The organism is Rivibacter subsaxonicus, from assembly GCF_004217215.1.
GTDB classification, from domain to species: domain Bacteria; phylum Pseudomonadota; class Gammaproteobacteria; order Burkholderiales; family Burkholderiaceae_C; genus Rivibacter; species Rivibacter subsaxonicus.
On record NZ_SHKP01000006.1, the window covers coordinates 19,612 to 34,067 of the forward strand.

The 14,456-nt window shown below is 68.9% G+C and carries 15 protein-coding genes; 5 read left to right on the top strand and 10 right to left on the bottom strand.

What is annotated here, in order from left to right; genetic code table 11:
* Position 1: 1 nt before the first annotated feature.
* The 8 genes from EV670_RS10020 to EV670_RS10055 form a co-directional block, all read right to left on the bottom strand.
* Positions 2-1,105: a KpsE/RkpR family capsule polysaccharide export protein gene (locus EV670_RS10020; protein WP_130431734.1), complete on the bottom strand. Its 1,104-nt coding sequence runs from the start codon at positions 1,103-1,105 to the stop codon at positions 2-4.
* Entirely contained in the window at positions 1,106-1,777 is a 672-nt protein-coding gene (locus EV670_RS10025) for an ABC transporter ATP-binding protein (protein WP_130431735.1), read from the bottom strand.
* Between the two features lie 13 nt (positions 1,778-1,790).
* Complete coding sequence (locus EV670_RS10030) at positions 1,791-2,579, bottom strand: ABC transporter permease (RefSeq protein WP_130431736.1); 789 nt, start codon at positions 2,577-2,579, stop codon at positions 1,791-1,793.
* 115 nt (positions 2,580-2,694) lie between these two features.
* Entirely contained in the window at positions 2,695-3,594 is a 900-nt protein-coding gene (locus EV670_RS10035; protein ID WP_130432767.1) for an EamA family transporter, read from the bottom strand.
* 38 nt (positions 3,595-3,632) lie between these two features.
* Positions 3,633-4,685 carry an SDR family oxidoreductase gene (locus tag EV670_RS10040; RefSeq protein WP_341274605.1) on the bottom strand — a complete coding sequence of 351 codons (1,053 nt, stop codon included), beginning with the start codon at positions 4,683-4,685 and terminating at the stop codon, positions 3,633-3,635.
* The gene (locus EV670_RS10045; protein ID WP_130431737.1) at positions 4,643-5,560 is read right to left on the bottom strand and encodes a bile acid:sodium symporter family protein; all 918 of its coding nucleotides are present in this window, start codon (positions 5,558-5,560) and stop codon (positions 4,643-4,645) included. The genes EV670_RS10040 and EV670_RS10045 overlap by 43 nt, the downstream gene beginning before the upstream one ends.
* Positions 5,561-5,576: 16 nt before the next feature.
* On the bottom strand, positions 5,577-6,929 hold the full coding sequence (locus EV670_RS10050; RefSeq protein ID WP_130431738.1) for a flavin-containing monooxygenase: 1,353 nt from the start codon (positions 6,927-6,929) through the stop codon (positions 5,577-5,579).
* Entirely contained in the window at positions 6,926-7,792 is an 867-nt protein-coding gene (locus tag EV670_RS10055; RefSeq protein ID WP_130431739.1) for an SDR family oxidoreductase, read from the bottom strand. The genes EV670_RS10050 and EV670_RS10055 overlap by 4 nt, the downstream gene beginning before the upstream one ends.
* A gap of 102 nt (positions 7,793-7,894) precedes the next feature.
* Between EV670_RS10055 and EV670_RS10060 the strand changes: the two genes are divergently transcribed.
* Positions 7,895-8,665, top strand: a complete 771-nt coding sequence (locus tag EV670_RS10060; RefSeq protein WP_130431740.1) for an IclR family transcriptional regulator — start codon at positions 7,895-7,897, stop codon at positions 8,663-8,665.
* Positions 8,666-8,689: 24 nt separating this feature from the next.
* On the opposite strand, the gene EV670_RS10065 is transcribed toward EV670_RS10060, so the two are convergent.
* The gene (locus EV670_RS10065) at positions 8,690-9,148 is read right to left on the bottom strand and encodes a Cd(II)/Pb(II)-responsive transcriptional regulator (RefSeq protein ID WP_165393293.1); all 459 of its coding nucleotides are present in this window, start codon (positions 9,146-9,148) and stop codon (positions 8,690-8,692) included.
* A 71-nt stretch (positions 9,149-9,219) separates the two neighbouring features.
* Here EV670_RS10065 and EV670_RS10070 point away from each other — a divergent pair, with 71 nt between their 5' ends.
* The gene (locus EV670_RS10070) at positions 9,220-9,858 is read left to right on the top strand and encodes a cation efflux transmembrane domain-containing protein (RefSeq protein WP_130431742.1); all 639 of its coding nucleotides are present in this window, start codon (positions 9,220-9,222) and stop codon (positions 9,856-9,858) included.
* Positions 9,859-10,128: 270 nt separating this feature from the next.
* Here the strand turns inward: EV670_RS10070 and metG are convergent, their stop codons facing one another.
* Entirely contained in the window at positions 10,129-12,183 is a 2,055-nt protein-coding gene (gene metG, locus EV670_RS10075) for a methionine--tRNA ligase (RefSeq protein ID WP_130431743.1), read from the bottom strand.
* Between the two features lie 163 nt (positions 12,184-12,346).
* On the opposite strand from metG, the gene apbC reads away from it, so the two are divergent.
* From apbC to EV670_RS10090, 3 genes are read left to right on the top strand one after another with little or no spacing between them, the layout of a single operon-like run.
* The gene (gene apbC / locus EV670_RS10080) at positions 12,347-13,450 is read left to right on the top strand and encodes an iron-sulfur cluster carrier protein ApbC (protein WP_130431744.1); all 1,104 of its coding nucleotides are present in this window, start codon (positions 12,347-12,349) and stop codon (positions 13,448-13,450) included.
* A 38-nt stretch (positions 13,451-13,488) separates the two neighbouring features.
* Positions 13,489-13,971, top strand: coding sequence for a hypothetical protein (locus tag EV670_RS10085; RefSeq protein ID WP_130431745.1), 483 nt, complete (start codon positions 13,489-13,491; stop codon positions 13,969-13,971).
* Positions 13,968-14,453, top strand: coding sequence for a DUF3305 domain-containing protein (locus tag EV670_RS10090; RefSeq protein ID WP_130431746.1), 486 nt, complete (start codon positions 13,968-13,970; stop codon positions 14,451-14,453). The genes EV670_RS10085 and EV670_RS10090 overlap by 4 nt, the downstream gene beginning before the upstream one ends.
* The last annotated feature ends 3 nt before the right edge of the window (positions 14,454-14,456 follow it).

Sequence of the window (14,456 nt, forward strand, 5' to 3'; positions counted from 1 at the left end):
CTCAGTCTTGGTGCTCGGCGATGGTCGCGAGGATCAGCCGCACGATGCCGTACAGCAGCGCGCTCAGGACCATCAGCGTGATCAGGTTGTAGAGGCGGCGCGGGTATTCGGCCGTCTCGGGGCGGGTCGGCGGTTCGATGACCGCCAGGCTCTTGAGCTTGCGCGTGGCCTCGATGCGGCCGCTCTCGACCGCGGTCAGCGCGAGCTTGTAGACGTCTTCGGCGAAGCCGGCCTGCAGGCGCAGGTCCTGGAACTCGGCGGCCAGCGCGTTCAGGCGGCGACCGTCCTTGGGCGCGGTGGCGCGGCTGAGCTCCACGTCGAGCTGGCTGCGCATCGACTTGACCTGGTTGCGCAGGGCCTGCACCTGGTAGGCGTCCTCGTTGAGGTAGGTCAGCAGGTTCTTGAGCTCGGCCTCGTGCTTGCTGAGCTGGGCCTGGAGCTCGCTGGTCAGCGCGCCGCTGGCCTGGGCCTGGGCCGAGGCGTCGAGCACCTTGTGCGTGGCCTGGAACACCATCATCTTGCTCTTGGCCGCCTGCAGCTTCTCGGCGGCGTTGCCGAGTTCGGCCTGGGCGAACTGCAACTGCTCCTGCGCCATGCGCTGCGACAGCTTGTTCACGAAGGCCTCGCTCTCCTCGAGGATCGCGCGGTTCAGCTCCTGCGCGAACGGCGCGTCGAAGCCCTGCACGCGCACGGTCAGCAGGCCCGAGACGTCGTCGAGCAGCACCTCGACGCGGTCGCGGTAGTACTGGCCGAAGTCTTCCTGGCTGGCGCCGCCCCAGAGGCGATAGATCGGATCGAGGCGCGGCTGCTCGTAGTGCTGGCGTAGCTGCAGCCGCTCGTCCAGGCGCCGCAGCAGCTCGGTCGAGTGGATGTAGTGCTTGAGGTAGAGCACGTCCTCGCGCGAGGGCGGCGTGATGCCGGCCAGCAGCAGGGCCGCGCCGGGAACGCCGCCGCCGGCGTGGTTGGACTGGCGCACGGTGAGCACCGACTCGCTCACATAGCGGTCGGCAGCGAAGACGCCGTAGTACAGCGCGGCGAGCGCCAGCGGCGCGGCCAGCAGCGCGAGCTGCAGCCGCCGTGGCGTCAGGATCTTGAGAAGCTTCATTCAGCGGGGCGCCGGGGCGTTGTTCTGGTAGGCGGCGATGCCGGCCTCGATGTCGGTGTAGAGGGTCGCGCTGCCGGACTGCAGGTGCACGATCACGTTGCAGTACTCGCGCACGTCGGCCACGCTGTGCGTGACGAGGATCATCTTGGAGCGGTCCATGCGGGACTTGAAGACCTCGCGGCTCTTCTTCTTGAACTGCGGGTCGCCGACCGACATCACTTCGTCGATCAGGTAGTAGTCGAAGTCGAAGGCCATGCTCAGGCCGAAGCCCACTCGCGAGCGCATGCCCGAGGACAGGGTCTTCATCGGCAGGTCGAAGTACTCGCCGATCTCGGCGAAGTCCTCGACGAAGCGGATCCGGTCGCGCATGTCGGCGGCGTCGGCGCCGTAGATGCGGCAGACGAAGCGCACGTTCTCGCGCGCGGTCAGCGAACCCTGGAAACCGCCGGACAGGCCGACCGGCCACGAGATCCGCTCGTCGCTGTAGACCTCGCCGTGGTCCGGCGTGTCGATGCCGCCGAGCAGGCGCAGCAGCGTGGACTTGCCGGCGCCGTTGCGGCCCATCAGGCCGATGCTGGCGTTCTCCGGGAAGCGGAACGAGAGGTCGCGAAAGACGTAACGCCGCCCCCGGGGGGTCGGGTACCACTTGGTGAGCTGGCGCAGTTCGAGCATGGCGGCGTGCGGCTCAGGCGGCGATCAGCCGGTCGCGGCGAACGCGGTACAGGCTCAGCGCCAGCGCCAGCACGACCACCGTGATGCCCAGCGGATAGCCCAGGTTGATGCCGGCCAGCAGCGGGTACTGCGGGAAGAAGCTGTGGCGCGACAGTTCGACCAGGTGCAGCACCGGGTTCCACAGCAGCCACTTCTGAAGCTCCGGCGGCAGCGCGTGCACCGACAGGATCACGCCCGACAGCAGGTAGAGCGGAAACGAGGTGATGCGCACGAAGGCGCGCAGTTGCGGAACGTCGTTGGTGAGCACCGCGAACAGCAGCCCGAGCGAGGCACCCATCGTGATCAGCACGATGCTGACCGCGATCAGCTCCAGCGGCTCGGCCGGCCACCAGTGGTAGCCGAACCAGCCGAGCGTGGCGAGCGCGATCAGGTAGACGATGCTCTGCAGGCCGATCTCGAGCAGGCCGCGCGAGACCAGCGTGTCGATCGGCTTGACCTGGCGGTAGCCGAACAGGCCGCGGTTGGCGTCGATGCCGTCCATCAGCCTGAACATCAGGCTGCGGAAGATCAGGAACGGCAACATGCCGGTGATCAGGAACACCGGGTACTCGATGCTCGGCGACACCGCCGCGTGCATCGTGCTGAACATCAGGACCTGCAGCAGCAGGTACGCCAGCGGCTCCAGCAGCAGCCAGAAGACGCCCAGCCACCGGCCTCCCAGGCGGGTCTTGAGTTCGCGCAGCAGAAGTGCAAAGACAACAGCGCGCTGAACGGCCCAGGCGGACCGCTTCGCGCGCAACATAGGGAAATCTCCGATGGAACTTCTTTGTTCCGATTTTGCCGGAGCTTGTCGGCATGCTGACGGTTGCCGGCTCTAGGAACGGCAACCTGTCACGCGGTGGGCGTACCGAATTGTTTCATCGGCGGCCAAGTGAGCGCCCGCCCCACTGGTTGATCAGCAGGCCTGCCAGCACCGCGATGGTGCCAGCCCACTGTGCCGGGCTCGGCCGCTCGCCGAAGGCGGCCGCCGCGGCCCAGAGGCCGACCACCGGCACCAGCAGCGAGAAGGGCACCACGCGTGCCGCGGCGTGGCGCTTGAGCAGCCGCGTCCACAGCGTGTAGGCGGCCAGCGTGGCCAGCAGCGCGAGGTACAGCACCGATCCGATGCCGGCGTTGTTGAGCGAGCCCAGCTGCGCCAGCACGCCGTGCTCGCCGCCCAGCCCGTCGAATCCGACGGCCAGCAGCGCAAACGGCAGGATCGGCGCCAGGCTGCTCCAGACGATGAATGCGAACGGGTCGTAGTTCGGCGTGTGGCGTACCGCAAGGCGCACGACCAGGTTGGAGCTGGCCCACATGAAGGCCGCGCCCAGCGTCAGCACGAAGCCGATCAGCGTCATCTGACCTGGGCCCTCGCCGTGCGAGAGGCCGATCGCCAGCAGGCCGATGGTGGCCACCACCAGGCCGGCCCACTGCTGCGGCCGCGCGCGTTCGCCCAGCAGCGGCGCCGCCAGCGCCATCGTGAAGAAGGCCTGGCTCTGCATCACCACCGAGGCCATGCCGGCCGTCATGCCGACCGACAGTGCCCAGAACAGCAGGCCGAACTGGCCCAACCCCTGCACCAGGCCGTAACCCAGCCAGTAGCGCGCCGGCAGCGCCGGACGCGGGATGAAGAGCACGAAGGGCAGCGCCGCGACGCAAAAGCGCAGCGTGCCCAGCAGCATCGGCGACAGCCCGGCCAGGCCCCACTTCATGACGACGAAGTTGAGGCCCCAGATCAGGACCACGGCGAGCGCGCGCAGGTAATCCGCGCGCGGCATGGCCGCCGGCGGCTGCGGCAACGCGTGGGCGGCGCCGGTCATTGCAGCCCCCGCGCCAGCATCCAGGCCTCGAAGGCCTCGCGGCTGGTCTTGGCCGGCCGGTAGCCGAACTCGCTCTTCAGGCGCGCGTTGTCGAGCACCGGGCGGTAGCGCAGGAAGTCGAGCTGTTCGGGGCCGTAGCGGCTGATGCGCAGCGCGTGGCCCACGGCGAGCGCGGCGCGCAGCAGTGCGGCCGGCAGCTCGCGCACCGGCTTGCCGAGCAGCGCGGCGAGTTCGCGGATGCCGAGTGCGCCATCGCCGGCGACGTTGAAGACGCCGGCGCGGCGCGTGGTGACCGCGCGCACGATGATCGCGGTGACGTCTTCGTCCCAGATGAAGACGAAGGGGCTGGCACTGCCGCGGATCGCGAGCAACGCCTTCTTCTCGAACAGCGCGGTGATCTGGTTGTTCACGGTCGCGCCGAGGATGGTGCCGATGCGCAGCACGGTCTGCTGCAGCTGCGGCGCGCTGTGGCGGAACTCGGCCAGCAGCTCCTCGACCTGGCGCTTGTGGTCGGAGTAGGCGAAGGCGACGTTGCCACGCAGCGCGTCGGTCTCGACCAACCACTCGGGGTTGTCGGCGTAGTAGCCGTAGGCGGCGCCGCTGGAGGACACCACCAGCTGCCGCACGCCGGCCGCGACGCAGGCCTCGATCACGTTGCGGCTGCCGCCGACGTCGACCGAATGCTCGAAGGCGCGGTCGCTGTCGCGGCCCGGCGTGACGATCGAAGCCAGGTGGACCACTGTGTCGATCGCGTGCTCGCGCAGGGTGTCGAGCAGCAGCGGGTCGCGCACGTCCTGGGTGCGGTAGGTCACGCCTGGCGCGCGGCGCTCGGCCGGCACCTCGCGCACGTCGAGCGAGACGACCTCGAAGCGCGGCAGCGCGGCCAGGGTTCGCACCACGCCGCGACCGAGGAAGCCGTCGCCGCCGGTGACGAGAACGCGGCGTGCGCCGGACGACGGCCCGGCGCCGTGCGAAGCCTCATCGCGCATGAAGTCGAACAGCACGGTCATGCCACCGACCTCGGCACTGCCACCGGTCGCCGGCCCCACCAGCTGGCCAGCACGAGGCCGGCGATGATGTCCCAGAAGCCCCAGACGCCGGCCACCACCGCCATGCCGCCGAGGCCGCCGAAGAAGCTGAAGATCAGCACCAGGCCGAGGCCGGCGTTGCGCACACCGACCTCGAAGCTGACCGCGCGGCGGTCGTACTCCTTGAGGCCCATCAGCGCCGCGCTGCCGTAACCGGTGGCAAAGGCGAGCGCGTCGTGGATCGCGACCGCGACCAGCACCAGGCCGACGTAGTCTAGGAAGTAGCGCCAGTTGCCGGCGATCGCGGCGAGGATGAAGCCGACCAGCGCGAACAGGCTGAAGCGGCGCGCGCCGACCTTGACCCGGTCGGCAAAGCGCGGGAAGCGCTCGGCCACGAACACGCCGAGCGCGAAGGGGATGCCGATGATCAGCACGATGTGCAGCACCATCTCGACCGGGTCGATCGCGATCTGCTTGAGCAGCGCCGCGTTGGCCGGGTTCAGGCTGCCCCAGAACGCGAAGTTCAGCGGCATCAGCACGATCGACAGCAGGTTGGAGATCGCGGTCATCGAGACCGACAGCGCGACGTTGCCGCCGGCGCGATGGGTCAGAACGTTGCTGATGTTGCCGGGCGGGCAGCAGGCGACCAGGATCATGCCGAGCGCGACGCTCGGCGTCGGCTTGAGCAGCAGCGTCAGCGCGTAGGTGAAGGCCGGCAGCAGCAGGAACTGCGCCGCGATGCCGACCGCCATCGCCAGCGGCATCTTGGCCACGCGCTTGAAGTCGGCGACGCGGGTGTCGAGCGCGATGCCGAACATGATGAACGCGAGGATCGCGTTCAGCAGCGCCAGCGAGGCGGGGTTGAAGTTGAGGCGGACCTCGTCGACGGGCAGCATGCGGTGTCCTCCCGGCTCAGCTCAGGGCGGAGATCGCGTCGCGCAGGGCGCCACGGTAGGTGTCCTTGTGGACGTAGTACGCCATGCGCTCGAGCTTGAGGTACTTGTAGCCGCCCGAGAGGTCGGGCTGCGGGCCGGTCTTGCGCTGGGCAAAGGTGGCAGCGGCGGCCTTGCCGTCGGCGCGCGCCTTGAGGAAGCGCGCGATCAGCTCGCCCTGCTCGTAGCGGCCCTGCCAGCCGATGCCGCTGGCCTCGATCATGCCCATCACGAACAGGTTCTCGAGTCGCGGGTGGAAGATGTTGAGGAACAGACCCGGCGCCATGCCCTTCCAGTTGAGCAGCGCGTGGTCGATGAAGGGGTAGTGCAGCTTGTAGCCGGTGGCGCACAGGATCAGGTCGTAGTCGCGCGCCGTGCCGTCCTTGAAGTGGACGCTGTTGCCGTCGAGGTGGTCGATGTCGCCGCGCACGCCGATGTCGCCATGGCCTGCGTGGTACAGCACCAGCGAGTTCACCACTGGGTGCGACTCGTACATCTTGTAGTCCGGCTTGGGAAAGCCGAAGCGCACCGGGTCGCCGGTGAACCACTTGAGCACCACGCTGTCGATCGCCTGCTTGAAACGCGCCGGCAGCTTGATGGCGCCGCCGAGCGTGTCGGCCGGCTTGCCGAACACGTACTTGGGCACGAAGTAGTAGCCGCGGCGCAGCGAGATGTCGACGCTCTGCGCGTAGTGCACCGCGTCGACCGCGATGTCGCAGCCCGAGTTGCCGGCGCCGACGATCAGCACCCGCTTGTCGCTGAACAGGCTCGGATGCTTGTAGTCGGCGGTGTGGCGGATTGAGCCCTTGAAGTTCTCCTGGCCCTTGAAGCTCGGCAGCGTGGGTTCGGACAGCGTGCCGTTGGCGATGACCAGGCCGGCGTAGACGGCGCTCTGGCCGTCGGAGGTGGTGATGCGCCACAGCGGCTTGTCGCTCGCGTCGAGCGGCTCGGCCTTGAGCACGCGCACGCCGAAGCGGTAGTGCTCGCGCAGCTTGAAATGGTCGGCGAAGGCGGCGAAGTAGTCGCGCAGTTCGCGGTGGCTCGGGTAGTCGGCCACGTGATCGGCCATCGGGAACTCGGCGAACTCGGTGGTGCGCTTGGACGAGATCAGGTGCGCCGAGTGGTAGACCGTGCTGCGCGGGTTGGCGATGTCCCACAGGCCGCCGACATCGCTGTGGGCCTCGAAGCCGCGAAAGCCGATGCCGAGCTTCTGCAGGTTGCGCGCCGCGGCCAGGCCCGAGGGGCCGGCGCCGATGATGGCGATCAGCGTCTCGGTGGCCGCCTCGGCGGCGGCGGTGGCGGCGACGGGGGAGGGGGCAAGCACGGCGTTCATGGTCTGGCCTTCGATTCGTGTTCTGCGGAATGTGGCTGTGCACCCGGCGCGGCCGGGGGCGTGAGTCCAGGGATCGGGGTGGCGCCGGCCTCGCCGGCGCGCGGCTTGCGCGGCTGGCCGCCGAGCAGGCGGTCGTGCCAGCGTGCCGGCAGCAGCGAAAGGAGCCGTGACAGCCAGCCGAGCCGGCGCGGCATCACCAGCTGTTCGCGGCCGGCGCGCACGGCGGCGACGATGCGCCGCGCCGCGTCCTGCGGTTCGAGCAGGGCCGGCATCGTGAAGCGGTTGCCGGCGGTCAGCGCGGTGCGGATGTAGCCGGGGTGCACGGTCAGCACCTGCAGGCCGTCGGCGCGCAACTCGGCGCGCAGGCTCTGCAGGTAGGCGATGAGGCCTGCCTTGCTGGCGCAGTAGGCGCCGTTGCCGGGCAGGCCGCGCCAGCCGGCGAGGCTGGCGATGCCGACCAGGCTGCCGCGGCCGGCCGCGCGCATCGGTGCGACGAAGGGCTGGAAGGTGGTGGCGACGCCGAGCAGGTTGATCTCAAGCATGCGGCGCATCACCGCCAGGTCCTCGGCCGCCTCGGTCAGGTAGCCGCCGGCGACGCCGGCGTTGGCGATCACCGCGTCGGGCGTGCCGAAGCGTGCGCACCAGTCGGCGGCCATCGCGTTGACGGCGGCGCTGTCGCTGACGTCGAGCAGGTAGATCGCGCTGCGCTCCGGCGCCAGTGTGGCCAGGGCCTCGAGCGTCTCGCGCTGCAGGCCGACCAGCGCCACCTTGCTGCCGGCGGCCAGCAGCTCGCGCGCCAGCGCCTGGCCGAGGCCGCCGCAGGCACCGGTGAGCACGACGTTGGAGGGGCGGGGTGAAGACATCGGGGTGAGCGCGAGCAATTTGAAGACGGTGGAGCTTAGGGCAGCAGGCAACTAATTCCGAAAAGAAATATGAAATCGTCTCGAAAAACGAGACAATGAGGCATGTCCCGACCCGAAACCCCCGACGCCGGCACGCCTGGCCTGCGCCTGATCGAGCTCCTGGAGCAACTTGCCGGGCTCGACCGCGCCTTCACGCTGGCCGATGCGGTGCAGGGCAGCGGCTGGCCCAAGCCCACGGTGCACCGCATGCTGCAGCAACTCGAGACTGGCGGACTGATCGCGCGCGAACCCGACGGCCGCCGCTACCAGCTTGGCGAGCGTGCGCTGCTGCTGGCCGAGACGCTGATGCGCGGCAGCACCCAGCAGGGCCTGCGGCGCGCGGTGCTGCGCCAGCTGGTGGTCGAGGTCGGCGAGAGCTGCAACCTGACCGCGCTGGCCGGCGCCGAGGTGATGTACCTCGACCGGGTGGAGACCGCGTTTCCGCTGCGCATGGAGCTGAGGCCGGGCTCGCGGGTGCCGATGCATTGCTCGGCCAGCGGCAAGCTGTTCCTGGCCCACATGACGCCGGCCAAGCGCGGCGCGCTGGTCGAGCAGATGCCGCGCGAGCGGCTCACGCCGCAGACCATCACCGAGCCGGCCGCGCTCGAGGCCGAGTTCCAGCGCATCCGCCAGCAGGACTACAGCGTCGATGCCGAGGAGTTCATTGCCGGCATGGTCTGCGTGGCGGTGCCGGTGCGCACCGCCGGCGGCAACGAGGTGCGGATGGCGCTGGCGCTGCAGGCGCCCGCGGTGCGGATGCCGCTCGAGGCGGTGCTGCGCCAGGTGCCGGCGCTGCAGCGCGCGGCGCAGGCGATGGCACGTACCTGGGGCTGAGCGCCGGCTTCTGGCGCTCGTCCGTCAGTGCGAGCGCCGCGGACCGCCATGAGTGCCGGTCTCGCCGGGCGCGACCGGCACCCCGCGCTCGCCGTCTGCCGCCAGCGCCGCGACGATGGCGCAGCCTTCACCCGTGCGGGCCGAGCCGCAACTCGCCAGCAAGCCGCCGAGCTGCTGTTCGAGCCGCTTCAGCGCGTCGAGCCGGTTGCGCACGTGCTCGAGGTGCGCGGCGACGACCCGGTCGACTGCGCCGCAGTCGGGCGCGGGATGGTCGATGAAGGCGAGCAGCTCGCGCACCTCGTCGTGGCTCATGTCGAGCGAGCGGCAGTTGCGAACCAGCACCAGCCGCTCGGCGTCGGCCTCGGTGTAGCGGCGGTAGCCATTGGCGCTGCGCGCCGGGCGGCCGAGCAGGCCGGCCTTCTCGTAGTGGCGGATGGTGTCGACCGGCACCTGGCAGCGCGCGGCCAGTTCCTTGATGCGCATGGGGACTTGACCTTGGTGTGGCTCCAAGGTTTCCACTCTCGCATAGTTCATTCCACGCCCGAGGCCCGACGATGTCTTCCGACTGCTGCGACCACGACCACGGCCCCGTCGCCCGCCGCGATGCCGCCTTTCGCCGCGCGCTGTGGATCGCGCTGGCGCTGAACGCCGCGATGTTTGCGCTCGAGATCGGTGCCGGCCTGGCGGCCGGCTCGGTCTCGCTGCTGGCCGACGCGATCGACTTCTTCGGCGACTCGGTCAGCTACGCGCTGTCGCTGGCGGTGCTCGGCTTCGCGATGGTCTGGCGCAGCCGGGTCGCGCTGCTCAAGGGGCTGACGATGACGGCCTTCGGCCTTTTCGTGCTCGGCCGCGCGGCCTGGAGCGCAACGGCGGGCGTGGTGCCGGAGCCGATGACGATGGGACTGGTCGGCGTGGTCGCGCTGGCGGTCAACGTCGGCGTCGCGTTGCTGCTCTACGCCTATCGCGGCGGCGACGCCAACATGCGCTCGGTCTGGGTCTGCAGCCGCAACGACGCGCTGGGCAACCTGGCGGTGATGCTGGCCGCGCTCGGCGTCTTCGGCACCGGCACCGCCTGGCCCGACCTGCTGGTGGCCGCCGTGATGGGCATGCTCGCGCTGTTCGGTGGCAGCCAGGTGATCAGGCAGGCGCTGGCCGAGCTGCGCGCGCCGGCCGCCTCCCGTGCCGCTGGTTGAGGCGGCTAGGGCCTGTTAACGCTACCGGAGGGCTCGCGTGACCCAGGAAACAAAGGCCATCAAGGCGCAAAGCGCAGCCTGGGTGGCCCCCCGGCGAGCTTTGCAACGCCGAGGGCCGCAGTTTCCTGGGATCACCCTTCGGGCCCGGGTCGCGCAGGCCGCAGGGCGGCGTTGCTCGGTCGTTGCGTGCATGAGCACGCGGCCTCCCTCGCGCCTACCCCTGCGGCCTGCGCGGCCCGGGCGCGAGCCCTCCGGTAGCGTTAACAGGCCCTAGCGCACCCGCAAGCCCGGCGTCGCGCCCGGCCACGGCTCGAGCACGTAGAGGCCGGGGTTGGCCTTCTCGTCGGCATGGCTGGCGGCCAGCACCATGCCCTCGCTGATGCCGAACTTCATCTTGCGTGGCGCCAGGTTGGCGACCATCACCGTGAACTTGCCGACCAGTTGCTCGGGCGTGTAGGCGCTCTGGATGCCGGAGAACACGTTCCTCGTGCGGCCCTCGCCGACGTCGAGCGTGAGCTGCAGCAGCTTGGTCGAGCCTTCCACGCGCGTGGCGGCGACGATCTGCGCGATGCGCAGGTCGATCTTGCCGAAGTCGTCGATCGTCACGATCGGCGCGATGTCCTCGCCGCCGGGTGCGGGTGCCTCTTCGACCGCTGATGCGGCCGGCTCGAAGAGTGCGTCGAGCAGCTTGGGGTCGACGCGCTGCATCAGGTGCTGGTAGCTGCCGATGGAGTGGGCGCCCAGGCGCTTGCCGGCATCGCCAAAGCGCAGCGGCTCGATGCGCAGGAAGGCTTCGACCTCGGCTGTCAGCGCAGGCAGTACCGCCTTCAGATAGAGGCTGAGGATGCGGAAGGCCTCGATGCAGGTGCTGCAGGCTTCGTGCAACGCCTGCTCCTGCCCGGTCTGCTTGGCCAGCTCCCAGGGCTTGTGCTGGTCGACGTACTCGTTGACGCGGTCGGCCAGCGCCATGATCTCGCGCAGCGCCTTGCCGTACTCGCGTTCGTCGAACAGCGCGGCGATCGCGTCGCTGGCGGCGGCGAGCTGCGCCACCACCGCGTCGCCATCGGCGCCGAGCGCGGCCGCGAGCCGGCCGTCGAAGCGCTTGGTGATGAAGCCCGCCGCACGGCTGGCGATGTTGATGTACTTGCCGACCAGGTCGCTGTTGACCCGCGCGACGAAGTCATCGGGGTTGAAGTCGATGTCCTCGACCTTGGCGTTGAGCTTGGCCGCGATGTAGTAGCGCAGCCATTCCGGGTTCATGCCGAGCTCGAGGTACTTGAGCGGGCTGATGCCGGTGCCGCGGCTCTTGCTCATCTTCTCGCCGCTGACGGTGATGAAGCCGTGCACGTAGATGCGATCCGGCGTCTTGCGACCCGAGAAATGCAGCATCGCCGGCCAGAACAGCGTGTGGAAATAGGTGATGTCCTTGCCGATGAAGTGCACCTGCTCGGTCGTGCCGGCAGGGTCGAGCAGCGCGTCGAAGTCGCGGCCGCTGCGGTCGCAGTAGGCCTTGAGCGCGGCGAGGTAGCCGACCGGGGCATCGAGCCAGACATAGAAGTACTTGTCGTCGGTGTCGGGGATGCGGATCCCGAAGTAGGGTGCGTCGCGACTGATGTCCCAGTCGGCCAGGCCGCCGTGGCCGAGTTCGTCGACCGCGAACCACTCGCTGATCTTGTTGAGCACCTCGGGTTGCAGCCGGCCGGGCGCGTGCGTCCAGTCCTTGAGGAAGTCGATGCAGCGCTGCGACGAGAGCTGGAAGAAGTAGTGCACGCTGCTCTTCATCACCGGCGCCGCGCCGCTGAGTGCCGAGTACGGGTTCTTGAGCTCGGTCGGGCTGTAGACCGCGCCGCAGACCTCGCACGAGTCGCCGTACTGGTCCTTCGCGCCGCACTTCGGGCACTCGCCCTTGATGTAGCGGTCGGGCAGGAACATGTTCTTCAGCGGATCGAAGAACTGCTCGATGGTGCGCTCGGCAATCAGCCCGGCCTTGCGCAGCGCACGGTAGATGTCCTGCGCCAGCGCGTGGTTCTCGGGGCCGTCGGTCGAGTGCCAGTGGTCGAACGCGATGTGGAATCCGTCGAGGTACTGCTTGCGCCCGGCGGCGATCGCGGCGACGAACTCCTGCGGCGTCTGGCCGGCCTTCTCGGCGGCGATCATGATCGGCGCGCCATGCGCGTCGTCGGCGCAGACGAAGTGCACCTCGTGACCCTGCATGCGCTGGAAACGCACCCAGATGTCGGCCTGGATGTACTCCATCATGTGGCCCACATGGAACGGCGCGTTGGCGTAGGGCAGGGCGGTTGTGACGAAGAGCTGGCGCGGCATGACAGGCAGGAGCTGCGGCGTGGCCGCGACAAGCCATGAGCTTGTGCGCGTGACGCTTGGTGGAAAACCCTGATTCTAGGCAGCGAGCGGCCTGCAGGCCCGAGGGGACATGCGAGGCGCGGCTAGACTGAACGTTGCTGTGCAGTCCACTTCATAGGTTTCCATGTCCCTGTCCACGCCCGTTTCAGAAAGCGCCGTGCTCGACGCGCTGCGCACCGTCATCGACCCGAACACCGGCAAGGACTTCGTCTCCGGCAAGCAGCTCAGGAATCTCAGGCTCGAGGGCGGCGACCTCAGCTTCGATGTCGAGCTCGGCTACCCGGCGAAGAGCCAGATCGCGACGCTGCGCAAGCTGCTGATCGACGGCGCGCGCAGCGTGGCCGGCGTCAGCAACGTCAGCGTCAACATCACCAGCAAGGTGGTCTCGCACGCGGCGCAGCGCGGCGTGCCGTTGCTGCCGGGCGTCAAGAACATCGTCGCCGTGGCCTCGGGCAAGGGCGGCGTCGGCAAGAGCACGACCGCCGTGAACCTCGCGTTGGCGCTGGCCGCCGAGGGTGCGCGCGTGGGCATGCTCGATGCCGACATCTATGGCCCGAGCCAGCCGACCATGCTCGGCGTCGATCGCCGCCCCGAGAGCGAGGACGGCAAGACCATGGAGCCGCTCGAGAACTACGGGCTGCAGATCATGTCGATGGGCTTCATGGTCGAGGCCGACAACCCGATGATCTGGCGCGGCCCGATGGCCACCCAGGCGCTCGAGCAGATGCTCAAGCAGACCAACTGGAAGGACCTGGATTACCTGATCGTCGACATGCCGCCCGGCACCGGCGACATCCAGCTCACGCTGAGCCAGCGCGTGCCGCTGACCGGCGCGGTAATCGTGACCACGCCGCAGGACATCGCGCTGCTCGACGCGCGCAAGGGCCTCAAGATGTTCGAGAAGGTCGGCGTGCCGATCCTCGGCATCGTCGAGAACATGTCGGTGCATGTGTGCTCGAACTGCGGCCACGCCGAGCACATCTTCGGCGCCGAGGGTGGCAGGAAGATGAGCGAGCAGTACGGCGTCGACTACCTCGGCGGCCTGCCGCTGGCGATGAGCATCCGCGAGCAGGCCGACAGCGGCCGCCCGACCGTGGTCAGCGAGCCCGACGGCGAGATTGCCGCGCTCTACAAGACGGTGGCGCGCAAGGTGGCGGTCAAGATCGCCGAGAAGGCCAAGGACTACTCGGCGAAGTTCCCGAGCATCAACATCTCGAAGAACACCTGAGTGCCTAGGTGGCATCTGGCGTCGGGCGCTTGTCGCACATGACCGAGATCGAGTTCATCGAGTCGATCGACTGCAACTTCCCCTACCGCGACGAGTCGCAGTGGAGGAAGCTCATCGAGCAGGGCGCGCTCATTTCCCCGAACGCTGCGTTCGCGGTTCTGCACGAGATCTGCCGACCGCCGCGCGGGGAGTCGATTGATCAGGCCAGTCTTAGTGCCATGCTTACGTTTTGGGCCAACAGCTTCCGGCATCCGGTCGTCGCAACCTTGCTGCCGATTGCCGAGGCAATGCTCCGCAAGCAACCAGTTCCCGTAGCGCGCGCGTTGCAGGCGATGCGGTCTGTTGCGCCGTATCGCGACCAACACTGCGCGCTAGCAGTGCCCTACCTCGCGTGTGATGACGCGGATGGTGAAGCAGACGCATTGCGTCAAGAAGTGCTTCGCAGCTGGAACGTGCCCGTCTCGTCGATCGACCCGGCGCTCGTCGGCGATCCTCCGGACACAGCTCGGCTTTTGCCATGAGCAGCGATCGGCCCTTTCTCCAGGTCGCCGTCGTGATCGAGCGCGAGGCGCAGCCCAACCGCTGGGAGGACTGGCGCTTCACGATCGCCGAGGTGGTGCAGGACGACGCCAGCTTCGGCACCGAGCCGCGCGTGCTGCGCGACGACGGCAAGTTCCGGCGCACGCTCTACCCCGGCTTCAAGCTCGAACTCTTTGCCGACGAGGGCGAGGGCTACTACCTCAACCTCAGCAGCGGCGGGCCGGTCTGGTTCGTGATGTGGCGCATCGACGATGAAGACCCTTCGCGCGCCTGGCCCGAGATCGTGACCCTCTCGTACAACGAGGCTGGCCGCCTGCTCGACGCGCAGGAGCGGGTCGACAACCTGCCGCTGCCGGCCGAGGTGCGCGACTGGTTGCAGGAGTTCAACGACCGGCATTACCGGCCGGAGCCCAAGCAGCGCCGGCGGCCGCAGTCCTTTGTCGAGCCGGCCAAGCGGAGCTAGCGC

Bases quoted from the DNA above. Each gene is read 5' to 3' on its own strand.
- EV670_RS10085 (WP_130431745.1), top strand. From the start codon at position 13,489: ATGACCGAGATCGAGTTCATCGAGTCGATCGACTGCAACTTCCCCTAC.
- EV670_RS10090 (WP_130431746.1), top strand. From the start codon at position 13,968: ATGAGCAGCGATCGGCCCTTTCTCCAGGTCGCCGTCGTGATCGAGCGC.
- EV670_RS10055 (WP_130431739.1), bottom strand. From the start codon at position 7,792: ATGTCTTCACCCCGCCCCTCCAACGTCGTGCTCACCGGTGCCTGCGGC.
- apbC (WP_130431744.1), top strand. From the start codon at position 12,347: ATGTCCCTGTCCACGCCCGTTTCAGAAAGCGCCGTGCTCGACGCGCTG.
- EV670_RS10025 (WP_130431735.1), bottom strand. From the start codon at position 1,777: ATGCTCGAACTGCGCCAGCTCACCAAGTGGTACCCGACCCCCCGGGGG.
- EV670_RS10035 (WP_130432767.1), bottom strand. From the start codon at position 3,594: ATGCCGCGCGCGGATTACCTGCGCGCGCTCGCCGTGGTCCTGATCTGG.
- EV670_RS10070 (WP_130431742.1), top strand. From the start codon at position 9,220: ATGTCTTCCGACTGCTGCGACCACGACCACGGCCCCGTCGCCCGCCGC.
- metG (WP_130431743.1), bottom strand. From the start codon at position 12,183: ATGCCGCGCCAGCTCTTCGTCACAACCGCCCTGCCCTACGCCAACGCG.
- EV670_RS10020 (WP_130431734.1), bottom strand. From the start codon at position 1,105: ATGAAGCTTCTCAAGATCCTGACGCCACGGCGGCTGCAGCTCGCGCTG.
- EV670_RS10050 (WP_130431738.1), bottom strand. From the start codon at position 6,929: ATGAACGCCGTGCTTGCCCCCTCCCCCGTCGCCGCCACCGCCGCCGCC.
- EV670_RS10065 (WP_165393293.1), bottom strand. From the start codon at position 9,148: ATGCGCATCAAGGAACTGGCCGCGCGCTGCCAGGTGCCGGTCGACACC.
- EV670_RS10060 (WP_130431740.1), top strand. From the start codon at position 7,895: ATGTCCCGACCCGAAACCCCCGACGCCGGCACGCCTGGCCTGCGCCTG.
- EV670_RS10045 (WP_130431737.1), bottom strand. From the start codon at position 5,560: ATGCTGCCCGTCGACGAGGTCCGCCTCAACTTCAACCCCGCCTCGCTG.
- EV670_RS10030 (WP_130431736.1), bottom strand. From the start codon at position 2,579: ATGTTGCGCGCGAAGCGGTCCGCCTGGGCCGTTCAGCGCGCTGTTGTC.